This is a genomic window from Devosia ginsengisoli (assembly GCF_024707105.1).
Classification (GTDB): domain Bacteria; phylum Pseudomonadota; class Alphaproteobacteria; order Rhizobiales; family Devosiaceae; genus Devosia; species Devosia ginsengisoli_A.
The window spans coordinates 19,316-37,629 of the sequence record NZ_JANQAJ010000010.1 but is presented as its reverse complement, the minus strand read 5'-3'; the positions used below and the strand labels follow the sequence as shown (position 1 = coordinate 37,629).

The following is an 18,314-nucleotide window of genomic DNA, read 5'->3' as shown; positions in this document are numbered from 1 at the left end:
GGCCACCAGGACCGCCCTTTTTCTATCTGATTCCCTCTGCGCCTCTCCCTGAAGGAGAAGAGCCTTACGCGCTCGCGCTGCGCCGGGTCTTCGAGGCTTCCTTGCGGGCCTTGCCCCAGCGTTGCTTGTTGTTGGCTGCAGCGGCCGGCTTGCCATCCGCGCGCTTGGCCACCGGCTTGCCGGTTTCGCTGTCACGGCGCACCCGGTTCACCTGCCCATCATTGCGCGCCCGCGGCGCCTCGGACGGCTGGTGATGCGGCTGCGGCTGGCTCTTGCCACCCAGTTCCTTGGCGAAATCGGCGAAGGGCCGACGCTCGGCCGGCGAACGGCGATCAGCCTGCGGCTGGCGCGGATTCCTGGCCGAACGCGGACCCGGACGGCCACCACCAGGCTTCTTGTAGGCCGAGCGCGGTGCTTCCACCACGCCGGTGTCGTTGCCGGTATGCAGATCGCCCGTATAGGGCAAGGTCCGGCGGATCAGGCGCTCGACATCGCGCAGCTTGCCGCGCTCGGTGCCGTCGCAGAGGGTGATGGCCACGCCCGAAGCCCCGTTGCGGCCGGTGCGGCCGATACGGTGCACATAATTCTCCGGATCGTCAGGCAGTTCGTAATTCACCACATGGGTGATGCCGGGCACATCGATGCCGCGTGCCGCGATATCGGTGGCGACCAGAATGCGCACCTCACCCGTGGCAAAGCCCTTGAGCGCCGCCTGGCGGGCATTCTGGCTCTTGTTACCATGGATGGCCGCAGCCTTGTGTCCGTCGATCTCGAGATTCTTGGCCACGCGGTCGGCGCCATGCTTGGTGCGCGAGAAGATGATCACGCGTTCCATATTCTCGGTTTCGCTGGCCAGCAGTTCGTTGAGCACGCCACGCTTGGCCTTGGCACCGGAAAGGATCACGCGCTGGTCGATCTTGACCACGGTGGAACCGGCCACCGAAGCATCGACCCGCACCGGGTCCTGCAACAGGCTCTTGGCCAGGTCCGCCACTTCAGGCGCCATCGTGGCCGAGAACATCATGGTGTGGCGCTTGATGCCGATGGCCTTGGCCACGGCGCGCACCGGGGCGATGAAGCCCATGTCGAGCATGCGGTCGGCCTCATCGAGCACGAACCAGCGCGTCTCGTTGAGCCGGATCTTGCCGTCATCCATCAGGTCCTTGAGGCGGCCGGGCGTAGCGACGGTGATGTCGACGCCGCGCTCCAGGCGCTTGACCTGGTGGTAGCGCGACACACCGCCCAGCAGCAGCACGGTATCGAGCTTCATCTTGGAGCCTGCGAACTTGCGGATGGCTTCGTCGATCTGCACGGCCAGTTCACGCGTCGGCGCCAGGATGAGGGCACGGGTGGTCAGCGGCCGCGGACGGCCGTTGAGGGTCAGCAGCCCGGCCAGGATGGGCAGGCCGAAAGCCGCCGTCTTGCCCGAACCGGTCTGGGCAATGCCCATCATGTCCTTGCCCTCGAGGAGCTTGGGAATGGCCTGGGTCTGGATTTTGGTGGGCTCGGTAAAGCCGCCGGCAGTCAGGCTGTCGGTGAGAATGGTCGGCAGTCCGAGGGAAATGAAGTCGTTCAAGTGAACACGTCTTTCTGCGCCGATAGGGCGCTTGCAGGCGCGCAGAACAATGCAGCGCGCTTGTCGCCGAACGCACATGCGTCGGCGGGTCAATACACAGCGCTTTCAGGAAAAGTGGTCACCACTTTTCCGGTTCGAAAGCGCGGCTAACAAAGCCGCAGATTGTTCAGCGTTTCGGAGAAACGATGACCAATCCAGGTGCAATCGGGCGATAAAAGGGAGATATCGCGCGGGTGCTGGCTCGAACCCGGACAGATTGTTTCCGGGCTGACTTCGCCGCTCACCGCATTGGATAAGAAGAGAAGTCCGTCGCGATATATTGGTGCCGGACTTATGTCCGGCTGCGACGATGGGGCTGATATGGGGCAAGGCGCCTGAAATAGCAAGGAAATTCGGGATTCCGCCGCGCATGGCGGGGTTGCGCACCATGTCCCCACACCTTCGATGTCATCCCGGCGTAGGCCGGGATCCATCCTGAGATGACCGAACATTCACAACAGGCGGAGGTGCCTCAGGATGGATTCCGGCCTGCGCCGGAATGACATTGTGGTAAGACGAGCCATGTTCAAAAGTCTTGTTTTCCTCGTCCTCCTCGTCACCCCCACCCTCGCCGCCGAGTGGACCTACACCGACGGCGCCGGCAAGCCCGTCACCCTGCCCGAACCGCCGACCCGCATCATCGCCCATATCAACGCCGCCGCCGCGCTGATCCCCCTCGGCATAACGCCATCAGGCGTCTTCCTCGATGGCCCGCCCTCGGTCGATCGCGCCATGGAGGGCCTCGATCTCACCGGCGTCGCCATCGTCGGCCGCGGCTGGTATGAGCTCGATGCCGAAGCCATCCTCGCCCTCGATCCCGATCTCATCATCACCGAATACTGGCCGCGCGAAGGCTTTTACGGCGGCGCTGTCGGCGATGCCGGTATCACCGCTCAGATCGAATCCATCGCCCCCATTGTCGGCCCCGCCCAGGGCAAATCCATCCTCACCATGCTCGATGATTTCGCCGCGCTGGCCGAAAGCCTCGGCGCCGATCCCGAGGCGCCATCACTGCTGGCCGACAAGGCGGCATTCGCAGCCGCCCGCGCCCGCTTCCAGGCTGCCGTCGCGGCCCATCCCGGCCTCACCGTCATGGCCGCCTCGCCCGGCGCGACCGGCCTCTCCATCGCCGCGCCATCCGAATTCGCCGAACTGTCCGACTTCGCCGCCTGGGGCCTCGATATCGTCACCCCCGTCACCGACGCCGACAGCAGCTACCAGACCCTGAGCTGGGAAAACGCCAATCTCTACCCCGCCGACATCATCCTGCTCGACGACCGCTGGGGCACCCGCACCGCCGAAACCCTCGCCGGCCAGCCCCTGGCCAGCCGCCTCCCCGCCGTCGCCGCCGGGCAAATCGGCGACTGGCCCGCGGGCTGGATCAGGAGCTATCGCGTCTATGCCGAGCAATTGGATGAGCTGACTGATCTGATCGAGCGCAGCGATGCGGGACTGGTGGACTAGCGCCTGCCTCTCCAAGACCTCATGGTGAGCTTGTCGAACCACGAGGTCGAACGCGTGGAGCCATCGTGCCACGCCCGCATGGTTCGACGGGCTCACCATGAGGGCTACTGACAGGTCACTCCAGCGCGTGCGTTAACGCTCAAATCCCGCCATACCAGTCATAGCCATTATCCGGCCAATAGCCGCCCTTGCCCCGCCCAAACGGGCTGAGGTCATCCACCAGTTCCACCGTGTGCAGATATTTCGGCTGCTTGTAGCCCAGCGCCCGCTCGATGCGCAGCCGGATCGGCGCACCATTGCTGACCGGCAACACCTGATCGTTCAGCCCGTAACTCAAGATCGTCTGCGGGTGATAGGCATCCACCAGGTCCGAGCTCTCGTAATAGAGAATGTCCCCGGTCAGCGTCCGCTGGATATTGTCGTAGCAGTGATAGACGCAGAACCGCGCCTGCGGCTTTACCCCCGCCATGTCGAGAATGGGTCCGAGCGGCGTCCCGGTCCATTTGGCGATGCAGCTCCAGCCCTCGACGCAGTCATGCCGCGTGATCTGGCTGCGGGCAGGCATGTTGCGCAGTTCCGCCAGCGAAAAGCTCACCTCGCGCTCCACCATGCCCTTCACCGTCAGCCGGTAGGGCTCGAAATTCTGCATCTTGAGGAACATGTATTCCGGCGTCGACGGCTCCACCGAACCATTGGGCTTCATGCCCTGCCGGATTTCGCTGGCCGAATATTCCCGCGCCAGCGCCTGGTCGCCGATCAGCGTGCGCTGCACATTATAGGTCAGCACATTGGCCTGCTCCATGACGTGACGGACGGGGTTGGACTTGTCGCCGAGAAAATCGAACTGGTCGCATCCGGCCAGCACCAGCCCCGACCCGGCCAGCGCCGAACTGCGCAGGAAATTGCGCCGCGTGATCAGCCTGCTCATGGCCTGTCTCCTTCGGCTTTCGGCGTACCGGGGCTGGCGCGGTACCAGCCCGATACCATCGAGCGCAGTTCGTTGATCGGCCCGGCCGCGAAAACCATGATGATGTGGATTATGAAGAACGCCACCAGCAGCAGCATGACGGTGAAATGGATGGTCCGCGCCGTCTGCCGCCCGCCGAAAATATCGAGCAGCCATGGCCAGGCCGTATCCATGCCCGGGCTCATCGTCAGGCCCGTGGCGACGATCAGCGGGAACAGGATGAAGAATACCGTGAAATAGCTGAGCTTCTGCAGCGGCCCATAGCTGCGCCCGTGCTTGAAGCGCAAAGTCGCATGTTCCGCCACATCCCGTGGAATGCCAGCCAGATCACCCGGCTTCGGCACGATATCCCGCCTGATATGCCCGTTGATGAAACTGGCGACGAACCAGATCAGCATCGTCCCGACAAACACCCAGCCGAAGAAGAAATGCACCACGCGCCCGGTCGCCAGGTCGCGATAGGAGGGAATGGTCACGGCCCCCGGAAATGCCGTGAATGTCGGCCGCGCCACATCCCCGCTCATGCCTAATACGCCCGTCGTATCGAAGCTGTTGCCGAACAGGATGGTCCGCCCGCGCGGCCCTGCCGCACTGTTGATCGCCCCGATTTCTAGAATGGCATTCTCGTATTCGAAGCCCGATTCATTCCCGATATAGAGCGCCGGATGCGCATTGAAGATCTGCAGCCCGGTCAGCAGCAGGAAGAACAGGCAGATCGCCCAGACCCAATGGGTCACCCGCGTCCAGATCGACTGGCGATAGATCAGCGGGCCCTTGGTGACCGGCAATTCAGTGGCTTGGCTCATCGTCTCCCCCGAGCATCGAGGCCATCTGCCCCGCACCGGCAGTAACGATGCCGCGCGAAGCAAATGTTTCATAGCACGGATATTTATTTGGTGGCGGGCGCCATGGCATCGGTGGCCATCGCATCGCTGCCCATCGCGTTGGTTCCCACGCCCATCGCCTGCATGGCGCCCATCACATCCATGCCCATATGCAGCCCGTGGCAGGCAGCGGCGGCGGCCTGCATGGCGGCGGGGAAGGTGATGCCGCCAGCCTGCTTCATGCACAGCGTGTAGTCTTCGTCGCTGATCGGCGGCAGCGTCGGTTCACCCGCCATCATGGCGCCGGCTGCCGGCGCCATCGCGTCCGGCGCGGGCGTCATGGCATCCTGCGCCAGCGCGGCGGGAACGAGGGCGAGCGAGATTGTGGCGGCAAGCGCAATGCCGCGCAGTCTATTGGTCATGATGTACTCCCTGGATCGATCCCGCCGGTGAGCGGATCATGCTTCGCCATTCGCCGGCATGGTTCCATGCGTTATTTCCTCACGCCGACGTGATGGGCAATTGCCCATTCCCTGCTACGCTTGGCCCATGTAACCATGTCCCCATGCGGAGCGAATGGATGAGCAATGCAGCCTGACCCGACCGAGACGCGATTGCGGGAATTGATGCTCGCCTCGCTCGCCGGCGATGCGGCTGCCTATCGCACGCTGCTGTCGGAACTCGGCCGCCACCTGCGCGCCTATTTCACCCGGCGGCTTACCCCCGCCTTTGCTTCGCACGCGGAGGATCTCGTGCAGGAGACCCTGCTGGCCATCCATGTCAAACGCATGACTTATGACCGCAACCGCCCCTTCACCGCCTGGCTGCATGCCGTGGCGCATCATAAATTTGTCGATCACGTCCGCCGCCAGTCCATCCGCCTGACCGTGCCACTCGAGGACGATGCCCCCATTTTCGCCCATGACGACAATGCCGATGCCCTCGCCCGGCGCGATCTCGATGTGGTGCTCGACACCATCCCCGCCCGCACCGGCGATCTGATCCGCCGCACGAAAATCCAGGGCGCCTCCGTCGCCGAGGCCGCTGCCGCCCATGGCATCAGCGAAACCGCCGCCAAGGTCTCCATCCATCGCGGGCTCAAGTCGCTGGCCGCGCGCTTTGCGGGAGGCTCGAAATGACCGACGACCTGATCGCCCGCCTCTCCGCCGATCTCAAGCCCGTGCGCCGCATGGCCATGCAGCGCCTGCTGTTCGGCGCGCTGCTGGTTAGCGGCGTGGTCGCCGTCATCGCCATGCTGGCGCTGCTCGGCATGCGGCCCGACATGGAAGTGGCCACCACGACCATGATGTACTGGACCAAATTCGGCTACACGCTGGCCGTTACCCTGCTCGGCCTTGCCGCCACGCTCGTGCTGGCCCGTCCCGATGGCCATGCCCGCTGGCCCTGGCTGGCCGGTTTCGGCCTGCTCGACGTGCTGCTGGTGATCGCCGTGGTCCAGCTTGCCCGCGCCGATGACATGATGCCCCTCATCATGGGCTCGTCCATCCTGCGTGCGCTCACCTATATTCCGGTTTTTGCCTTGCCGGTCCTGCTCGCCGCCCTGCTCGCCTTGCGCCGCATGGCGCCCGCCAACCCGACAATAGCCGGCTTCGCCGCCGGCATCATGGCCGGCGGCACCGGCGCCTGGATCTACACCTTCGCCTGCATGGAGACGGGCATGATGTTCCTGGCGCTCTGGTACACGCTGGGGATCGTCATCGTGGGCGGATTGGGCGCGGTGCTGGGGCGGTTTTTGCTGCGCTGGTAAGGGGATACCCCCTCCCAACCTCCCCCTGATAGGGGAGGAGCACATCGAGCTTGCGGCACAATATTGCCTATTTCACCGGCCGGATTCCTCCCCCTATCAGGGGGAGGCTAGGAGGGGGTATCCAACAAAAACGCCCCTTCGCCCCCTACTCCTCTCTTGCCGCCCAGTTCATCCCGCGCCGCATGATCGTGGCCATTTCCAGCACGTCGAATTCCTTGGCCTGGTGCCCCAGTGTCGAGTGGAACACCTTGCCCTTGCCATGCATGCGCTTCCACGCCACCGGCATTTTCACGCCCTTGATCCATGGCGCATGCTCCCCGCTGAACGTCGTCGTTGCCAGCACATGGTTGGAGGGGTCGACATGCATGTAATATTGCTCTGACGTATAGGCGAACGACTTGATCCCCGCCATGATGGGGTCGAGCGGATCGGCCACGTCCACGGTGTAGTCGATGATCCCGCCCGGATGGGCCACCCACTGCCCGCCCACCATGAACTGGTAATCCACCGCGTCGCGAAAGGCGTCGCTCATGCCGCCATGGTGCCCGGCCAGCCCCACCCCGCCCTCGACGGCCTTGGTCAGGTTCTCCACCTCATCCTTCTCGATCTGGCTCATCGTGAAGATGGGGATGATGAGGCTCAGGTCGTGGATGGCCGGGTCGGCAAAGGCCTTGGTCTCGGTCGCCGTGCGCACCGAAAAGCCGTCCTCGTGCAGCCACCGGCGATAGATGGCGGCGCATTCCTCCGGGTCATGCCCGGACCAGCCACCATAGACGATCAATGCACTTTTCATGCCGCAGACTCCGCAAATCGATTGGCGCGGAGAATACCCGACTGGATCGCTATTGAAACCCCATCGGCCGCAGCAGCGCCACGAAGTGCAGCCGCCGCTCGAACCACCAGCTAAGCGGCGCGCCATAGAGCCCGACCCTGTCGGTCCAGCTCTCCCGCACCAGTCCGGACCGTGCGAAGGTCGCGTTCCACTGATCGCTATCGAGATAATTATAGGGCAGCCGCACGTCGTGGCCGCGATTGCCTACCCAGTCCATCAGCCGCAGCGTCGAACCGGCCAGCAGGCCCTCACGTAGGTGATCCTTGATGACAACCCCACGCCGCGCCACACGACCCGCCTCGGCCAATACAGCCGCCGGATCGTCGGTGTGATGCAGCACATCGACAATGGTGACATAGTCGAAGCTGTCATCGCCGAAGGGCAGCGTCACGCCGTCATACAGCGTCACCGGAATATGCGTCACCTTCCGGCGCAGCACATCGACGCCCTCCACCGCAAGGTCGGGCCGCAGCGCCATCAGGCCGAGCGCCACCTGCCCGTCGCCGCAACCGAGATCGAGCACCGTTCCGCCCTCGGGAATGGCCGCCGCCAGCGCTTCCGACAACACTTTCACGCGCCGCCCGAAGACCACGCTGTCATGCACCCGGTTGAGCAGGCCCTTGGCTGACTGCGCGATCATGCCGGAACGGTCTGGCCCCAATGCGATCGGGCAAAGGCCCAACTGCGCAGCACCATGAAATTGACCCCCGATGTCAGGGCGATCACCAGCATCGAAGCCGGTAGCGTAGGCATGTCCAATACGCCATGCACCACGAAGGAAAACAGCGCCGCCAACACCAGTGCCATGCCCTGCACCGCCATATAGCGCGGCAAGGCCTGCCCATGCGGAGCGTCGGAATCGAACGAATAACGCCGATGCAACAGATAGATCGGCACGATCAGCCCGGCATAGCAGGCCGCATTGACGATCCAGTCGGCAAAGCCCGTACCGAGCCAGATCAAGGCGGTCGACAGCACGACGAAGGCGGCCGCGCCCGCCGCCCCGATGCCGATAAAGGCAATGAGCCCGCCGAATAGCGGCGCTCCGGGCCGCGCCGGCGGCACGTCACGCATCAGGCTCTGCAAGGCTGCGCTCATGGCCGGTTCGATCCTCTTGGGGGCGGCTGACAGGACGCCAACCATAGCACCGGCGCCTTTCCCGCTTGTTTATCCACGCCAGGGTGCCGAACTGTTTTGCACCATGGTTGACGGATGTTGAACCGCCATAGGCGCATGCCGACCATGACCACAGCATGACCAACGCGAAAATTGACCAAAAGGTCCACTTTTCACTGTCACAAAAGACTGGTTAACTCATTGTCAGCCGTGGCTGGCCGGAAGCACCGGATGAGAAACATCTGACGGCCGCGCGGGAACTGGTCTGAAGTCAAGCAATCAAAAGGATACAGGGATGAAAAGATTACTTCTCGGCGCCTCGGCGCTCACCCTCTGCGCCGGATTTTCCGGCGCCGCCTACGCAGATTTCACGCTCAACATCCTGCATATCAACGACTTCCACTCCCGCTTCGACCCGATCACCGGCACCGATTCCAACTGCGATGCCGAGACCGACGCGGCCGGCGAATGCTTCGGCGGCATTGCCCGCCTCAAGACCATCATCGACGACACCCGCGCCAAGTATGAAGGCGGCAATTCGCTGCTGCTCTCGGCCGGCGACAATTTCCAGGGCTCACTCTATTACACCACCTACAAGTCCAAGGTCGTGTCCGACTTCTTCAACCAGATGGGCTTCGACGTGGTCGCCACCGGCAACCACGAATTCGATGACGGCCCCGAAGAATTCATGAAATTCATCGAATCGGCCGAATTCCCCATCATCGGCGGCAATTTCGACGTCACACGCGATCCGAACCTGGCCGGCAAGATCAAGGGCTCCATCGTCATCGAAGTGGGCGGCGAAAAGATCGGCATCATCGGCGCCACCACCGAGGATACGCCCGAAATCGCCTCGCCCGGCGACAATGTCGAATTCACCGATGTCATCCAGTATGTCCGCGGCGCCTCCGAAGCGCTCGACGCGGCCGGCGTCAACAAGATCATCCTGCTCAGCCATATCGGCTACACGGTCGACATGGACGTGGCCGCGGCCCTGCCGCTGGTCGACGTCATCGTCGGCGGCCACAGCCACACCCTGCTCTCCAACACCGCCGAAGGCGCCGCCGGTCCCTACCCGACCATGGTGACCAACCCGGATGGCGTCGAAGTGCCGGTGGTGCAGGCCAACCAGTATGGCAAATATCTCGGCGATATCGCCATCACCTGGGATGACAATGGCGTCGTCACCAAGGCCGAAGGCGAACCCTTCCTGATCGATGCCTCGGTCGTCGGCAACGAGGATTTTGCCGGCCAGTTGGCCGAACTCGCCGGTCCGATCAACGAAGCCATGAATGTCGTCATCGGCACCACCACCGGCCCCATCGACGGCTCCCGCGAAACCTGCCGCGCCGTCGAATGCCAGATGGGCAACCTCGTCGCCGACGCCATGCTCGACCGCGTCAAGGACCAGGGCGTCTCCATCGCCATCCAGAATGGCGGCGGTCTGCGCGCTTCCATCGATGCCGGCGAAATCACCATGGGCGAAGCCATCACCGTGCTGCCCTTCTCCAACACACTGGCCACCGTCGATCTGTCGGGTGCCGACGTGATCGAATCGCTGGAGAACGGCGTCAGCGACATCGAGAACGGCGCCGGCCGCTTCCCGCAGGTCGCCGGCCTCAAATTCTCCTTCGACATCAGCCAGCCTCCGGGCAGCCGCGTCAGCGACGTTCTGGTCGGCAGTGGTGACGACTGGGCCCCGATCGACGAGGAAGCCACCTACACCATCGTCACCAACAACTTCAACCGCGCCGGCGGCGACGGCTACGCCACCTTCGCCGAAGGCGACAACCCCTATGATTTCGGCCCCCCGCTGGAGCAGGTCCTGGCCGACTTCATCGCCAAGCAGGGCGGCACCTACACCCCCTATACCGACGGCCGCATCACCGAAATCAAGTGATCCCGGCAGTCCCGAAACACGAAGGGCGCCCACCGGGCGCCCTTTTCTTGCTTTGCCAACGTTGAGGACAAGCTATCCCCCAACTCGATCCTCACCCTCGGGCTTGACCCGAGGGTGACCGCTGGTGAATTCGGCCCGCTGGCGGAACCCAAGGCAGGCCCTCAAGCCCGCCGCGCGATCTGCCCCCAGGCCAGCAGGATGATCACCGCGCCCACGATGGAGGCGATGAACCCGGCCCCGTCGCCCGGCCCGTACCAGCCGATGGCCTGGCCTAGCCAGGTGGCCAGCACCGCGCCGACAATGCCCAGCACCGTGGTGAGGATGAAGCCGCTGGGCTTCTTGTCGCCCGGCGTGATCCACTTGGCGATGACGCCCGCAAGAAACCCGATGATGATGGCCCAGATGATACCCATGATGACGCTCCGTGTTTGGTCACAGGGATAAGTCGGCATCCTCGGGTTGGGTTGCAAGCAGCACACGGTTGCCGGATCCCGGCGATTAAATTCCGATTGTGATCAGATTGCGCGCAACCCTTCGCTGCTGCGCCCGTTGGGTCGCTGTTCATGTGGGGAGCACAACCCACCAAGGAGTTTCAAAAATGAAAAAGACCATTATCAGCACAACCATTGCCGCCCTTCTGGCCGCGACCGCCCTGCCCGCTCTGGCGCAGGATGTTGGCGTCGATGCCGGCGCCGGCGTCTCCGTCGAAGCCCCGGCGGTCGATGCGGCTGTCGATGCCGCCGTTGATGCCACGGCCGATACCTATGACTCAGTCACCGCCTCGATTGCCGGCTCGGCCACAGCCGATCTGTCCGGCGTCACCGAGGAGACCCAGGTGACCATCGTGCTGCTGTCCTCGCTCGAAGGCGATGCTGCAGCCGGCGGCACGGCGCTCGATGAGGCCCTGTCGGCCAATGCCGAAAGCATGACCACTCTGCAGGGCAATATCGACAGCAATGCCACGATCAAGGCCAAGCTCGAAGCCGAAGGCCACATGCCCAGCGACGTCGTCGCCGTCAAAACCAATGCCGACGGCTCGGTCACGGTCTACGTGGACGACCGCGCCTGAGACTTGCTTGCAGTGGTGATCTCACCACATCCACCGGACCTCCCTCCCCCTTGTGGGGAGGCACAGCGAGATAGGACTTAGCTTGCTAAGTCCGTGATCGAGCCGGGTGGGGGTATGGTTCCGCAAGCTCAGTGCCCGCGGCTCACCCCCACCCAATCCCTCCCCACAAGGGTGAGGAGGCGATGAGCATAACCACCATGCCTGCACTTCATTACGGGACCAAAATCAGACCGAATGTTCCATCCGGTCCCGATCCGTAATCGTGGCCAGATCCAGCACTTTCTGGATATTGGTGGCGTGGCGGAAGCTGGGTTCCAGCGTCTTGCCGGCCTTCACCGCATCGGCAAAACGCATATAGTTGGTCGGCACGGCATCGACGGCCACTTCCGTCCAGGTGCCCGTCTCGGCGTCGTCGCCCAGGCAGGTGAACAGCTTGCTCCAGTCGTGCCGATGCTGGATTTCCACCGACCCCAGCTCGCCATAGACGCGCAGCCGCAATTCGTTGAAATGCCCCGTCGCCCAGCGCGTGGCATGGATCACGCCCAGCGCGCCATTCTCCAACTGCGCCGTCATGGCAAAGCTGTCATTGGCGTCGAGATCGTATTCACCGATCTGGTTGTTCTCGGCCTTGTCGAATGTCTCCAGCCGGCAGAACACCTTGGAGAAATCGCTGCCCGCGCCATAGGCGGCAAAGTCGAGAATATGCACCCCGATATCGCCCAGGACGCCATTGGAACCGTGCTTCTTGGACAGCCGCCACAGCCACTGGCTTTCCGTGCGCCAGTCGCCCCAGGCCTTGGAGACAAGCCAGGATTGCAGGTAGCTCGCCTCGAAATGCTTGACCTTCCCCACCGCGCCCGACTGCACGATTTCGCGCGCCTTCTGCAACTGGCTCACATTGCGATAGGTCAGGTTGACCATGTTGACCAGGCCCAGTCGCTCGGCCGTCTCGGTCATTTCCATGGCCTTGGCATGGTCGGTCGCCAGCGGCTTTTCGCAGAACACATGCTTGCCCGCCGCCAGCGCCGCCATGGTCGTGGGATAGTGTACGCTGTCCGGCGTCACATTGGCCACCGCATCGAACTCGCCCCAGGCGAGCGCCGCATCCAGCGAGCCGAAGCCCCGCTCGATATTATGCGTCGTGCAAAACGCCTCGACCCGCGCCGGATCGACGTCCACGCCACCCGCCAGGGTCACGCCCTCGATCGCCGCAAAATGCTTGGCATGCTGATTGGCCATGCCGCCGGTTCCCAGAATGAGGATCCGCATATTCGTACTTCCCTATGCGGCGTCCCAGACGATCCGCGCTACGTTAGATCAAGCTCGATGGTTCAGTGGACCTCATCCTGAGCCTGTCGAAGGAAGAGGTCGTGGCAGGGCGCCAGGTGCCCGACCTCGTGGTTCGACAAGCTCACCATGAGGTCTCAGGGGAATGGCGCCCCGCAGATAGCGTCGCCTTCTACCGGAACCCCTCTTCCCGGCCGTGATGCAGTTTCGGCCCGCGCTCCACGATCTTCTCGATCGCCTCATCCACCGGCGTATTCGGCGCATCCAGCAATTGCGGGAACTGGTTGGCGTTGTAGGCCCAGTTGACCGCATTGCGCAGCACCAGCCCGACCGTATCGTCGTGATAGGTCGGATAGGTTTCGTGGCCGGGGCGGAAATAGAAGATATTACCGGCGCCGCGGCGATAGGTCAGGCCCGAGCGGAACACTTCCCCGCCCTGGAACCAGCTCACGAATACCGTTTCCAGCGGCTCGGGCACGCTGAAGGGCTCGCCATACATCTCTTCCATTTTAAGCTCGAAATAGGCCGGCAGGCCCTTGGCGATCGGATGGCCCGGATTGGTCACCCACAGCCGCTCGCGCTCGCCCGCCTCGCGCCAGTGCAGCGCACAGGGCGAGCCCATCAACCGCTTGAAAATCTTCGAGAAATGTCCCGAATGGAGCACGATCAGCCCCATGCCTTCCCACACGCGCTTGGCGATGCGCTCAACGATTTCGTCCTGCACCTCGCCATGGGCGGCATGGCCCCACCAGACCAGCACGTCGGTCTCGGCCAGTGCCTCGACCGTGCAGCCATGCTCGGGCTCCTGCAGGGTCGTGGTCTTCGTGACGATATTGCTGTCGCTGCTCAGCAGCTTGGCAATCTGGTTGTGCATGCCGGTGGGGTAATTGTCGGCAACGATCTTGTTCTTCTGTTCGTGGACGTTCTCGCCCCAGATCAGGGTACGGATCGGCATGGATAGTCTCCTAAATTGGCTGCCCGGTGGGGAGGCACCGGCCATTCCGTGGTTCTCCGTGTCGCACCCACGAAAACGGGAACCCCAGTCGCGACAACGGAGGTTCCCGCTGGCGCGGGAATGACACGGTGGATGATTTCGGCGGCGGCTATGTGGCCACCGCCCTGAATTGACCGCCTAGCGGATCGGTTTGCCGGCTCCGTCGAAGCGGTGAATCTTGTCTTCCATCGGGGCGATATGCACCACATCACCGCTCTTGTAGTCATTGGCGCCGTCGAGGCGCACCACCACCGGCTCCTCGGTGCCCATTTCCAGATACACATAGGAATCGGCGCCCAGGTTTTCGGTATGGATCACAGTGCCGCTCCAGGTGCCATTGTCAGGCACGATGGCGATGTGCTCGCCGCGAATGCCCACCGTCTCGGCATTGAAGGCCGCGGCCTTTTCGCCCGAGATGAAGTTCATCTTGGGGCTGCCGATAAAGCCGGCCACGAATACCGAATTGGGGTGCTCGTAAAGCTCCATGGGCGAGCCCACCTGCTCCACCAGCCCGTCGCGCAGCACGCAGATACGATCGGCCAGCGTCATGGCCTCCACCTGGTCATGCGTCACGTAGATCATGGTGACCTGGTTCATTTCTTCGTGCAGCTTGGCGATCTCGATACGGGTCGCCACGCGCAGGGCGGCATCGAGGTTGCTCAGCGGCTCGTCGAACAGGAACACTTTGGGGTCGCGGGTAATGGCGCGGCCGATGGCGACGCGCTGGCGCTGCCCGCCCGAGAGCTGCTTGGGCAACCGGTCGAGATACTGCCGGATTTGCAGCATGTCGGCGGCCTTTTCCACGCGCCGCTGGATCTCTTCCTTGCTCTGCCCCTTTTCGAGCGTCAGCCCGAACGCCATGTTTTCATACACGGTCATATGCGGGTAGAGCGCATAGCTCTGGAACACCATGGCGATGCCGCGTTTGCTCGGCGCCAGGGCATTGACCACCTTGCCGTCGAACAGCATCTCGCCCGAAGTGATGTCCTCCAGCCCCGAAATCAGCCGCAACAGGGTGGATTTGCCGCAACCCGACGGGCCGACAAACACCATGAACTCGCCCTTGCGGACCTCCAGGTCCACCCCCTTGATGACTTCCACCGCGCCAAAGGCCTTGCGGACGTTGCGAAGCTCTATGCTAGCCATTGTTTAGCTCCTTAACCCTTGACGCCGCCGGCGGTCAGGCCGCTGACGATTTTACGCTGGAAGATCAGCACCAGCACCACCAGCGGCACCGTCACGATGACGGACGCGGCCATGATGATGCCCCATGGAATTTCGAACTGGCTACCGCCCGACAGCAGCGCGATGGCCACCGGCACGGTGCGCGTGTCGTTCGATGAGGTGAAGGTCAGCGCGAACAGAAACTCGTTCCACGCCGCGATGAAGGCCAGGAGGCCCGTCGTCACCAACGCCGGCCACATCAGCGGCAGGAACACGCGGGTGATGATGACCCAGGGACTGGCCCCGTCCACGATCGCCGCTTCCTCGATCTCCACCGGCAGCTCGCGCATGAACGTGGTCAACACCCACACGGTGAAGGGCAGCGTGAAGATGGTATAGGAGAAGATCAGCGCCCAGGGCGTATTGTAGATACCCAGCGCCCTGATCACCTCGAACAGCCCGGCCAGCACCGCCATCTGCGGAAACATCGACACGGCCAGGATCGTCATCAGCAGCAGTCCGCGCCCGCGGAACCGCACGCGGCTGAGCGCGAACGAGGCCGTCACTGCGATGAACAGCGCCCCGATGACAGTCACCGCCGATACGAAGACCGAATTCAGCAGGTTGCGCGGGAAGCTGCCCTGGTTCAGCACCGAGGCATAATTGCCCAGGTCGAACGAGGTCGGCCAATAGGTGATGCGGAACAGGTCCGTGCCCGATTTGAGGCTGGTCAGGATCGCATAGTAGAACGGGAACACGCTCACCACGACGATGAACACGACCAGCGCATAGAACAGCACCGATTTGGTGAACTTCCACAGATCGAAGGTGGCGGTCATCAGCGGTCTCCCCCGTCGAAGCGCACCTTGCCGAGCCAGATATAGAGCATGGTCAGCACGGCGATGAGCAGGAACAGCAGCGTCGATTGCGCCGAGCCATAGGCGAAGTTGTCGAAATCGAACAGGTTTTCGCGCGCCAGCACCGACATGGTCTTGGTGGCCACGCTGTTGGGCGTCAGCACATAGATCAGGTCGAAGATGCGCAGCGCATCGAGCAGGCGGAAGATGATCGCCACCATCAGCGCCGGCCGTACCAGCGGCAGCGTGATGCGGAAGAACTGCTTGACCGGATGCACCCCGTCGATATCGGCCGCTTCATAGATATCCTTGGGGATCATCTGCAGACCCGCCAGGATCAGCAGCGCCATGAAGGGCGTCGTCTTCCAGATATCGACCACCAGCACCGCGGTCATCGCCGTTTCGGCCTGTGCCGTCCAGGCCACCTTCTGGCTCAGCAGGCCCAGCCGCATACCCAGGTCGTTGAGAATGCCGAACTGGTCATTGAGCATCCAGGCCCACATCTTGGCCGAGACGATGGTGGGGATGGCCCACGGAATGAGGATGGCGGCGCGCACGATGCCGCGCCCGCGGAATTCGGCATTGAGCACCAGGGCCACGATCATGCCGAAAATGGTTTCGAAGAACACCGAGGTGAAGGCGAAGCGCACGGTGTTCCACACCGCATTCCACCACGCCCCGTCGACCAGCAGGCCGCGCCAGCGCACCGTGCCGCTCTCCAGCACCTGCCAGCGCAGGTAATTGCCGAAGCCGATCCACTCGGCGCCATAGAGATTGTTCAGCGAAGCGTCGGTGAAGGAGAACCAGATCGAGCGGAGCAGCGGCCACCCGGCCACCACCGCCAGCGCGATCAGCATGGGAACGAGGAACCAGCGCGCGGCCCGAAGGCGCTGCTGCGTCAGTTCTGACTTGATCCTGGGACCGGCTCCCGCCGCCGGTGGCGCCAACGCTTCCGTCGCCATTCTCGTTTCCTCCCCTGTTGTTGACCGATCATTGCGCAAAGCGGGCGGCGGGAAAAGCCCGCCGTCCGCTCTGTTGGGCGCTGGGAGGACTTACCAGGCGTCGCCCTTGAGTTCGGTCAGGTCGGCCTCGAGCAGTTCGAGGTTTTCCGCAGCGGTGCCGTTGCCCGACAGGGTGTTATGCACGGCGCTCCAGAACATCGACGAGACTTCGTTATAGTCGGTCTTGGTCGGGGCCGAAGGACGCGGCACGGCATTCTGGAAGATTTCCTTCCAGGCCGGGATGATCGGCTGTGCGGCGGCGATATCGGCGTCGTCGTAGAGCGCCTCGATCGTCGGCAGGTTCGACTGGTTGATGGCGCGTTCCTTCTGCACTTCGGCCGAGCTCAGGAAGAGCGCGAGTTCGATCGCGGCTTCCGGATCGGGCGAGTACTTGGAAACGGCGACATTCCAGCCACCCAGCGTTGCCGCCGAACGGGCGCCTTCGCCGTCACCGGCCGGCAGCGGAACCACGTCGAACAGGCCCTTGATCGGGCTGTCGTCGCCATTGCCGAGCGAATAGGCATAGGGCCAGTTGCGGTGGAACACCGAATTGCCGAGCTGCCAGACGCCACGGCTTTCCTCTTCCATATAGGCCAGGTTGCCTTCGGGCGAGATCGTGCCGATCCAACCGGCAGCGCGGTCGATGGCAGCCGCGGCATTCTCGTTGTTGATCGAGATGGTGCCGTCGGCTTCCACGATCTGGCCGCCGCCATTGGACATGACCCATTCCAGGGCATCGCAGGTCAGGCCTTCATAGGCATTGCCCTGGAACACGAAGCCCCACATTTCGGGGTTACCGTCGGCGCGTTCGCCATCCATGATTTCCTTGGCGGTCGCTTCCATTTCGGCCCAGGTGGTCGGCGGCGTCTTGCCGTACTTTTCCAAGAGGTCCTTGCGGTAGTAGAGCGCGGGAGCATCGGTGAAGGCCGGCAGGGCGACGAGCTTGCCGTCCACGGTCTGCGACTCGATGATCGAGGGGAAGTGGTCGCCCACGACGTCCTTGGCGGCCTCGGTGAGGTCGAGGAACTGGTCAGCGAGCTGCGGCGCCCAGATCACGTCGGTCTGGTACACGTCGATATCGGTATTGCCGGCGGCGAGCCACAGGCGGTACTGGCCGAACTGGTCGGTGGTCGAGGACGGCATCGGCACAACGGTCACGGTGTGGCCGGTATCGGCTTCGAACTTGTCGAGCTGGCTGCGCAGGAAGGCCAGGCCATTGCCTGTGTCACCCGACACGATCGACAGCTCGGCCGCCTGCGCGGATCCCACCACCAGCGTCACGCTCGTCAACAGACCAACGAGCAGCGTGTTGATTTTCATTAGATATCCTCCCGAATGAACCAAATGTCGGGAAGGCATGCCTGCCCGGACCTGCGCAGGTCGCGCCGGTCCCGGATCAAGCTTCTCCTCCCCACAAAAGCGCTGGTTTCGGCGGCTGTTCCGCCTCCATTCCCAA

At 63.2% G+C, this 18,314-nt stretch carries 19 protein-coding genes; 5 read left to right on the top strand and 14 right to left on the bottom strand.

The window, feature by feature from the left end:
- Nucleotides 1-64 precede the first annotated feature (64 nt).
- A complete protein-coding gene (locus NVV79_RS13675; protein ID WP_303990567.1) occupies nt 65-1,576 on the bottom strand; it encodes a DEAD/DEAH box helicase in 1,512 nt (503 codons plus the stop codon).
- A 561-nt stretch (nt 1,577-2,137) separates the two neighbouring features.
- Here NVV79_RS13675 and NVV79_RS13670 point away from each other — a divergent pair.
- Nucleotides 2,138-3,079: an ABC transporter substrate-binding protein gene (locus tag NVV79_RS13670; RefSeq protein ID WP_303990563.1), complete on the top strand. Its 942-nt coding sequence runs from the start codon at nt 2,138-2,140 to the stop codon at nt 3,077-3,079.
- Between the two features lie 139 nt (nt 3,080-3,218).
- On the opposite strand, the gene NVV79_RS13665 is transcribed toward NVV79_RS13670, so the two are convergent.
- The 3 genes from NVV79_RS13665 to NVV79_RS13655 form a co-directional block, all read right to left on the bottom strand.
- Nucleotides 3,219-4,007: a molybdopterin-dependent oxidoreductase gene (locus NVV79_RS13665; protein ID WP_303990560.1), complete on the bottom strand. Its 789-nt coding sequence runs from the start codon at nt 4,005-4,007 to the stop codon at nt 3,219-3,221.
- Entirely contained in the window at nt 4,004-4,852 is an 849-nt protein-coding gene (locus NVV79_RS13660; protein ID WP_303990558.1) for a cytochrome b/b6 domain-containing protein, read from the bottom strand. Before NVV79_RS13660 ends, NVV79_RS13665 begins: the two co-directional genes overlap by 4 nt.
- An 83-nt stretch (nt 4,853-4,935) precedes the next feature.
- Nucleotides 4,936-5,292, bottom strand: coding sequence for a hypothetical protein (locus tag NVV79_RS13655; protein ID WP_303990556.1), 357 nt, complete (start codon nt 5,290-5,292; stop codon nt 4,936-4,938).
- 165 nt (nt 5,293-5,457) lie between these two features.
- Here NVV79_RS13655 and NVV79_RS13650 point away from each other — a divergent pair, with 165 nt between their 5' ends.
- Both NVV79_RS13650 and NVV79_RS13645 read left to right on the top strand, forming a co-directional pair.
- Nucleotides 5,458-6,009, top strand: coding sequence for a sigma-70 family RNA polymerase sigma factor (locus tag NVV79_RS13650; RefSeq protein WP_303990554.1), 552 nt, complete (start codon nt 5,458-5,460; stop codon nt 6,007-6,009).
- Complete coding sequence (locus NVV79_RS13645) at nt 6,006-6,638, top strand: DUF1109 domain-containing protein (RefSeq protein ID WP_303990551.1); 633 nt, start codon at nt 6,006-6,008, stop codon at nt 6,636-6,638. The genes NVV79_RS13650 and NVV79_RS13645 overlap by 4 nt, the downstream gene beginning before the upstream one ends.
- A gap of 145 nt (nt 6,639-6,783) precedes the next feature.
- Here NVV79_RS13645 and NVV79_RS13640 read toward each other — a convergent pair whose 3' ends face one another.
- Genes NVV79_RS13640 through NVV79_RS13630 form a run of 3 tightly spaced genes read right to left on the bottom strand, consistent with a single transcriptional unit; the run spans nt 6,784 to nt 8,568 of the window.
- Complete coding sequence (locus NVV79_RS13640; RefSeq protein ID WP_303990549.1) at nt 6,784-7,431, bottom strand: ThuA domain-containing protein; 648 nt, start codon at nt 7,429-7,431, stop codon at nt 6,784-6,786.
- Nucleotides 7,432-7,480: 49 nt separating this feature from the next.
- Nucleotides 7,481-8,110, bottom strand: coding sequence for a class I SAM-dependent methyltransferase (locus NVV79_RS13635; RefSeq protein ID WP_303990547.1), 630 nt, complete (start codon nt 8,108-8,110; stop codon nt 7,481-7,483).
- Nucleotides 8,107-8,568: a GtrA family protein gene (locus NVV79_RS13630; RefSeq protein WP_303990544.1), complete on the bottom strand. Its 462-nt coding sequence runs from the start codon at nt 8,566-8,568 to the stop codon at nt 8,107-8,109. Before NVV79_RS13630 ends, NVV79_RS13635 begins: the two co-directional genes overlap by 4 nt.
- Nucleotides 8,569-8,881: 313 nt before the next feature.
- Between NVV79_RS13630 and NVV79_RS13625 the strand changes: the two genes are divergently transcribed.
- On the top strand, nt 8,882-10,486 hold the full coding sequence (locus NVV79_RS13625) for a bifunctional UDP-sugar hydrolase/5'-nucleotidase (protein ID WP_303990541.1): 1,605 nt from the start codon (nt 8,882-8,884) through the stop codon (nt 10,484-10,486).
- Between the two features lie 161 nt (nt 10,487-10,647).
- On the opposite strand, the gene NVV79_RS13620 is transcribed toward NVV79_RS13625, so the two are convergent.
- Nucleotides 10,648-10,899 (bottom strand): GlsB/YeaQ/YmgE family stress response membrane protein, encoded by a 252-nt coding sequence (locus NVV79_RS13620; protein WP_303990539.1) that lies wholly within the window; start codon nt 10,897-10,899, stop codon nt 10,648-10,650.
- 185 nt (nt 10,900-11,084) lie between these two features.
- On the opposite strand from NVV79_RS13620, the gene NVV79_RS13615 reads away from it, so the two are divergent.
- A complete protein-coding gene (locus tag NVV79_RS13615; RefSeq protein ID WP_303990536.1) occupies nt 11,085-11,555 on the top strand; it encodes a hypothetical protein in 471 nt (156 codons plus the stop codon).
- A 225-nt stretch (nt 11,556-11,780) separates the two neighbouring features.
- Here NVV79_RS13615 and NVV79_RS13610 read toward each other — a convergent pair whose 3' ends face one another.
- From NVV79_RS13610 to NVV79_RS13585, 6 genes are all read right to left on the bottom strand, one after another.
- Nucleotides 11,781-12,824, bottom strand: a complete 1,044-nt coding sequence (locus NVV79_RS13610; protein WP_303990533.1) for a Gfo/Idh/MocA family protein — start codon at nt 12,822-12,824, stop codon at nt 11,781-11,783.
- Nucleotides 12,825-13,014: 190 nt separating this feature from the next.
- Nucleotides 13,015-13,797: a ThuA domain-containing protein gene (locus NVV79_RS13605; RefSeq protein ID WP_303990530.1), complete on the bottom strand. Its 783-nt coding sequence runs from the start codon at nt 13,795-13,797 to the stop codon at nt 13,015-13,017.
- 177 nt (nt 13,798-13,974) lie between these two features.
- Nucleotides 13,975-14,982, bottom strand: a complete 1,008-nt coding sequence (locus tag NVV79_RS13600; RefSeq protein ID WP_303990528.1) for an ABC transporter ATP-binding protein — start codon at nt 14,980-14,982, stop codon at nt 13,975-13,977.
- An 11-nt stretch (nt 14,983-14,993) separates the two neighbouring features.
- Nucleotides 14,994-15,839: a carbohydrate ABC transporter permease gene (locus tag NVV79_RS13595; RefSeq protein ID WP_303990527.1), complete on the bottom strand. Its 846-nt coding sequence runs from the start codon at nt 15,837-15,839 to the stop codon at nt 14,994-14,996.
- Nucleotides 15,839-16,819 carry a carbohydrate ABC transporter permease gene (locus NVV79_RS13590; RefSeq protein WP_303990525.1) on the bottom strand — a complete coding sequence of 327 codons (981 nt, stop codon included), beginning with the start codon at nt 16,817-16,819 and terminating at the stop codon, nt 15,839-15,841. Before NVV79_RS13590 ends, NVV79_RS13595 begins: the two co-directional genes overlap by 1 nt.
- A gap of 90 nt (nt 16,820-16,909) precedes the next feature.
- On the bottom strand, nt 16,910-18,178 hold the full coding sequence (locus NVV79_RS13585) for an ABC transporter substrate-binding protein (protein ID WP_303990523.1): 1,269 nt from the start codon (nt 18,176-18,178) through the stop codon (nt 16,910-16,912).
- Nucleotides 18,179-18,314: the final 136 nt, after the last annotated feature.